Below are 5,574 nucleotides of genomic sequence, written 5' to 3' on the forward strand. Positions count from 1 at the left end.
GTGCGGCAGCGGGCCCCTCGGTGGCCGGTGGCTCAGCGGGCCGAGTAGTTCGGCGCCTCGACGGTCATCTGGATGTCGTGCGGGTGGCTCTCCTTGAGGCCCGCCGAGGTGATCCGGACGAAGCGGCCCTTGCTCTCCATCTCGGCGACGGTGCCGGCGCCGACGTAGCCCATGGTCTGGCGCAGACCGCCGACCAGCTGGTGCAGCACGGCCGACAGCGGGCCGCGGTAGGGCACCTGGCCCTCGATGCCCTCGGGGACGAGCTTGTCGTCCGAGGCCACCTCGGCCTGGAAGTAGCGGTCCTTGGAGTACGAGCGGCCCTGGCCGCGGGACTGCATGGCACCCAGCGAGCCCATGCCGCGGTAGGACTTGAACTGCTTGCCGTTGATGAACATCAGCTCGCCCGGGGACTCCTCGCAGCCGGCCAGCAGCGAGCCGAGCATCACGGTGTCGGCACCGGCGGCCAGCGCCTTGCCGATGTCGCCCGAGTACTGCAGGCCGCCGTCGCCGATGACCGGCACGCCGGCCGCCAGGCAGGCCTGGGCGGCCTCGTAGATGGCGGTGACCTGCGGGACGCCGATGCCGGCGACCACGCGGGTGGTGCAGATGGAGCCGGGGCCGACGCCGACCTTGACGCCGTCCACGCCGGCGTCGATCAGCGCCTGGGCGCCGTCCCGGGTGGCCACGTTGCCGCCGACCACGTCGATCCCGACGGCCGACTTGATCTTCGCGATCCAGGCCAGCGCGTTGTGGCTGTGGCCGTGCGAGGTGTCCACCACCAGGAAGTCCGCGCCGGCCTCGACCAGGGCCTGGGCCCGGTCGAACGCCTCGGCGCTGGCACCGACGGCGGCGCCGACCAGCAGCCGGCCCTCGGCGTCCTTGGCGGCGTTCGGGTACTGCTCGGCCTTGACGAAGTCCTTGACGGTGATCAGGCCCTTGATCCGGCCCTCGTCGTCGACCAGCGGCAGCTTCTCGATCTTGTGGCGGCGCAGCAGGGCCATCGCGTCCACGCCGGAGATGCCGACCTTGCCGGTGATCAGCGGCATCGGGGTCATGATCTCGCGGACCTGGCGGGTGCGGTCCGACTCGAAGGCCATGTCGCGGTTGGTGACGATGCCGAGCAGCTTGCCCGCCTCGTCGGCGATCGGCACGCCGGAGATGCGGAACTTGGCGCACAGCGCGTCGGCCTCGGCCAGGGTGGTCTCCGGGCCGACCGTGATCGGGTCGGTGACCATGCCGGACTCGGACCGCTTCACCAGGTCGACCTGGTTGGCCTGGTCCTCGACCGAGAGGTTGCGGTGCAGCACGCCGACGCCGCCCTGGCGGGCCATCGCGATGGCCATGCGCGACTCGGTGACCTTGTCCATCGCCGCGGACAGCAGCGGGATGTTGACGCGCACGTTCCGGGAGACCCGGGAGGAGGTGTCCACCTGGTTCGGCAGCACCTCGGAGGCCCCGGGCAGCAGCAGGACGTCGTCGTACGTGAGCCCGAGCATGGCGAACTTCTCGGGTACGCCTGCGGCGTTGTAAGACATTTGGGGGGTACCTTCCGTGGCCGGCCTAATCCGCTCACGCCCTGAGGGTGGGGGCGCATTCATCGCTCACTCGCGCAGACCGCCGAAGCCGGGTACGAATAGGAGGATCCTCCAAGGGGACCCCGCGCGCACCCGTCAAACTTTGGCAACCCGCCCAGGCGCCGATACCCCATGGTACTGGCACCGCGAATGTGTCCTCGTGTGCCCTTGACAACAACCCCGCCCCGTGGATCATTCCGCCCGCAACCGGCGGAAACGGCACGCAACGGGAGGAGTGGTCAGGAGGACTCCTCCGCGAGCGCCCGCAGCCGGCTGAGCGCCCGGTGCTGGGCCACCCGGACGGCACCCGGTGACATTCCGAGCACCTCGCCGGTCTCCTCCGCCGACAGCCCGGCGGCCACCCGCAGCAGCACCAGCTCGCGCTGACGGGCCGGCAGGTTGGAGAGCAGCTCCTTCGCCCAGGCCGCGTCGCTGCTCAGCAGCGCCTGCTCCTCCGGGCCGAGCGCCTCGTCCGGCACCTCCGGCAGGTCGTCCTGCGGCACGACGGTCGAGCCGGGCCCGCGCATCGCGGCCCGCTGGAGATCGGCGATCTTGTGCGCGGCGATCCCGTACACGAAGGCCTCGAACGGGCGCCCCTGGTCCTTGTACCGGGGCAGCGCGCAGAGCACCGCCACGCAGACCTCCTGCGCGACGTCGTCCACGTGGTGGCGGGCCCCACCGGGCAGCCGGACCAGCTTGGCGCGGCAGTACCGCAGCGCCAGCGGGTGGACGTAGGCGAGCAGCGCGTCGATCGCCGGGCCCTCGCCGCGCACCGCGGCCGCGACCAGTTCGCCCACCAGCGGCGAGCCGCCCGTGCCGAGCACCGGCCGGCGGCCCGGCCCGGCCGCCCCGGCGGAACCGCCGGGTTCGGCGTACGACGGACCGTGGCCCGGACCGGAGGGCTCGGCCTCCACCGGGTCCGCCTGGCCGGTCGCACCGGCGACGTCGTCGCGCATCGGTCCATGGTGCCTGGTCGAGCGGGAAAACGCGGCACCGCGTCCGGAGTTGTGCACCGGAACGTTATGCGCTGCGGCACCGTCCGGCGTCCCGCGCACCACCGGCCCCTCCTGCACCGTGCCGCCTCCCGCCCCGCCGCCGTCGGCGGTCCCGTCCGTCGCGCCGTCCGCCGAGTGTCCTGCGGCTGCGTGGTTCGCCGCAGTGCCTGTCCGCTGGTCCCCGAGGTGCTCCACTCCTCCATGGTGCAACCTCGGGACCGTAACGTCACACGCCCGTGCGGCGCCCGCTCCGGGAACCTCCGGCGGCACGCCGCAACCGGCGGCGCCGCCGGTGGTCAGCGGACCAGGCCCCAGCGGAAGCCCAGCGCCACCGCGTGCGCCCGGTCGGAGGCCCCGAGCTTCTTGAACAGCCGTCGGGCGTGGGTCTTGACGGTGTCCTCGGAGAGGAACAGCTCGCGGCCGATCTCGGCGTTGCTGCGGCCGTGGCTCATGCCCTCCAGCACCTGGATCTCACGCGCCGTCAGGGTGGGCGCCGCACCCATGTCGGGGCTGCGCAGCCGGCGGGGGGCGAGCCGCCAGGTCGGGTCGGCGAGGGCCTGGGTGACGGTGGCCCGCAGCTCGGCGCGCGAGGCGTCCTTGTGCAGGTACCCGCGGGCGCCCGCGGCCACCGCGAGCGCGACCCCGTCGAGGTCCTCGGCGACGGTGAGCATGATGATCCGCGCGCCCGGATCGGCGGACAGCAGCCGCCGGACCGTCTCGACCCCGCCGAGGCCGGGCATCCGGACGTCCATCAGAACGAGATCGGAGCGGTCGGCCACCCAGCGGCGGAGGACCTCCTCCCCGTTCGTCGCGGTGGTGACCCGGTCCACACCGGGTACGGTCGCGACCGCGCGGCGAAGCGCCTCGCGGGCGAGCGGGGAATCGTCGCAAACGAGAACGGAAGTCATGACCGTCGTCCTCCGCAGCTGATCCGCGTCACGTTGAGCCTCCTGGCTGGTACGAACCTCTACGACACGGCCGATCGGCGACGGACTCCGCGGTGATCGCCCCAACCTGCCCGCGATCGTTCCCGACGTCCGGCGCCCGCTAACCGCCTCCGCACTTCCAACGACCGTCACTCGAATGAGTTACGGCCTTCGGGGCCATCTCCACCACTGTACGTGGCCAACCCATTACCGATCAGCCGCATCGCGGTGCACACGCCGCTCTTTTGCGCAGCTCGCGCGCGGTCGGCGTACGACCCGCACATCGATTCGGCACCCCGCGCGCCCGTCGACCACCCGATTGCCACACCCGCGCCCGCTGGAGCCCCTTGCCCACTATGCCCGTTTTTATAGCTTTCGTATGGTCATTGACTGTTGTGCCAGTGTGTGGGTGACTTGTCCATGGAGTTGCCTTAAGTCATATTTCCAGGTGTCCACACCAGTGCATCGAAGCCCCGCCGCACCGCTCGGCAGCAGCCCCGCCGAACGCCCGGCCGACGGCCGACAGCCTCTGAAGGGAATGAGCCATGGCAGATTTCTCCCGCCTCCCCGGTCCCAACGCGGACCTCTGGGACTGGCAGCTCTCCGCAGCCTGCCGTGGCGTGGACAGCTCGCTCTTCTTCCACCCCGAGGGCGAGCGCGGGGCCGCGCGCAGTTCGCGCGAGGCCAGCGCCAAGGAGGTCTGCATGCGCTGCCCGGTGATCGCCGAGTGCGCGGCGCACGCGCTGGCGGTCCGCGAGCCGTACGGCGTGTGGGGCGGGATGACCGAGGACGAACGCGAGGAGATGCTGGGGCGCTCGCGGCACCGACTGGTCGAGGTTCCGCTGACCCCGCCGGCGGTCGCCCAGCGGTAGACCCGTCTCCACGAGCGCCGTGAAGAAACGTTTCTTCGCGGCGCTTCAACCTTCTGGCTCACCGTACGTACCGGGCCGCCGCGACCCCGTCACCCACCGTCAGCGGTCGGCGGCCGCCCCCGCCAGCCGCTCCAGCATCAGCGCCACGGCCGGCACCTCGGCCAGGTCCGGGAGCGTCAGCGCGACCACCTGGCGCACCGCGGGCGCCCCGGAGGCCGTCCGCACCGGCACCGTCGACACGCCGTCAGGGCGCACCGACCGGAGCGCCAGCCGGGGCAGCACCGCCACCCCGAGACCGGCCGCCACCAGGCCGACCACCGCCGGGTAGTCGTCCGTCGCGAAGTCGATCCGCGGCTCGAAGCCCGCCCCGGCGCACAGCTCCACCAGGTGCCCCCGGCACTGCGGGCAGCCGGCGATCCACTGCTCCCCCGCCAGCTCGGTCAGCCCCACCGCTCCGCCCCGCCCCGCCAGCGGGTGGGCGGCCGGCAGCACGCCCACCAGCGGGTCGTCCAGCAGCGGCGTGACCACCAGGTCGGACCAGTCGGTCCCGGCGGTCAGCTGCTGCGCCTCCAGGTTGGCCTCGGCCCGGGCCTCGCGCGGCGTGCCGTGGGCGGGCGCCGGGAGCGCGACGGCGCCGTCGGACTGCGGGTAGCGGAAGGCCAGCGCGATCTCGCACTCGCCGCCGCGCAGCATCGCCAGCGACTCCGGCGGCTCGGCCTCGACCAGCGACACGCGCACCCCCGGATGGCTGTCCCGCAGGCGGGCGACCGCGGGCGGCACCAGGGTGGAGCTCGCGGTCGGGAAGGAGACCAGCCGCACCCGCCCGGCCCGCAGCCCGGCGATCGCGGCCACCTCCTCCTCGGCGGCGGAGAGCCCGGCCAGGATTCCGGTGGCATGCTTGAGCAGGACCCGGCCGGCCTCGCTGAGCTGCATCCCGCGGCCCGAGCGGACCACCAGCGGGGTGTCCACCGACTTCTCCAGGGCCTTCATCTGCTGGCTGATGGCGGGCTGCGTACACCCCAGCTCGCGGGCGGCGGCGGAGAAGGAGCCGGTGCGGGCGACGGCACGCAGAACGCGCAGATGGCGGGCCTCGATCATGCCTTAGTTATAAGGCAATCTTTGCATTCTGCAAAATTCTCCTGATAGTTGAAGCCTCAAGCGGGGCCCCGGGCGGAACGCCGGAGGCCCGGCCCGCCCCCAGGGGAGC

At 72.6% G+C, this 5,574-nt stretch carries 5 protein-coding genes; 1 reads left to right on the forward strand and 4 read right to left on the reverse strand.

Going from position 1 to position 5,574, the window contains the following annotated elements:
- Nucleotides 1-32: 32 nt before the first annotated feature.
- The 3 genes from guaB to ACFU6K_RS29875 form a co-directional block, all read right to left on the reverse strand.
- On the reverse strand, nt 33-1,535 hold the full coding sequence (gene guaB, locus ACFU6K_RS29865) for an IMP dehydrogenase (RefSeq protein WP_380668229.1): 1,503 nt from the start codon (nt 1,533-1,535) through the stop codon (nt 33-35).
- Nucleotides 1,536-1,813: 278 nt separating this feature from the next.
- On the reverse strand, nt 1,814-2,530 hold the full coding sequence (gene shbA / locus ACFU6K_RS29870) for an RNA polymerase sigma factor ShbA (RefSeq protein WP_380668231.1): 717 nt from the start codon (nt 2,528-2,530) through the stop codon (nt 1,814-1,816).
- A 335-nt stretch (nt 2,531-2,865) separates the two neighbouring features.
- Nucleotides 2,866-3,477, reverse strand: coding sequence for a response regulator transcription factor (locus tag ACFU6K_RS29875; RefSeq protein WP_014136228.1), 612 nt, complete (start codon nt 3,475-3,477; stop codon nt 2,866-2,868).
- Between the two features lie 563 nt (nt 3,478-4,040).
- On the opposite strand from ACFU6K_RS29875, the gene ACFU6K_RS29880 reads away from it, so the two are divergent.
- Entirely contained in the window at nt 4,041-4,367 is a 327-nt protein-coding gene (locus tag ACFU6K_RS29880; RefSeq protein WP_350519940.1) for a WhiB family transcriptional regulator, read from the forward strand.
- Nucleotides 4,368-4,466: 99 nt separating this feature from the next.
- Here the strand turns inward: ACFU6K_RS29880 and ACFU6K_RS29885 are convergent, their stop codons facing one another.
- A complete protein-coding gene (locus ACFU6K_RS29885; protein ID WP_380668233.1) occupies nt 4,467-5,465 on the reverse strand; it encodes a LysR family transcriptional regulator in 999 nt (332 codons plus the stop codon).
- Nucleotides 5,466-5,574 lie beyond the last annotated feature (109 nt).

Origin of the sequence: Kitasatospora sp. NPDC057512 (genome assembly GCF_042802135.1) — a bacterium.
GTDB lineage: Bacteria > Actinomycetota > Actinomycetes > Streptomycetales > Streptomycetaceae > Kitasatospora.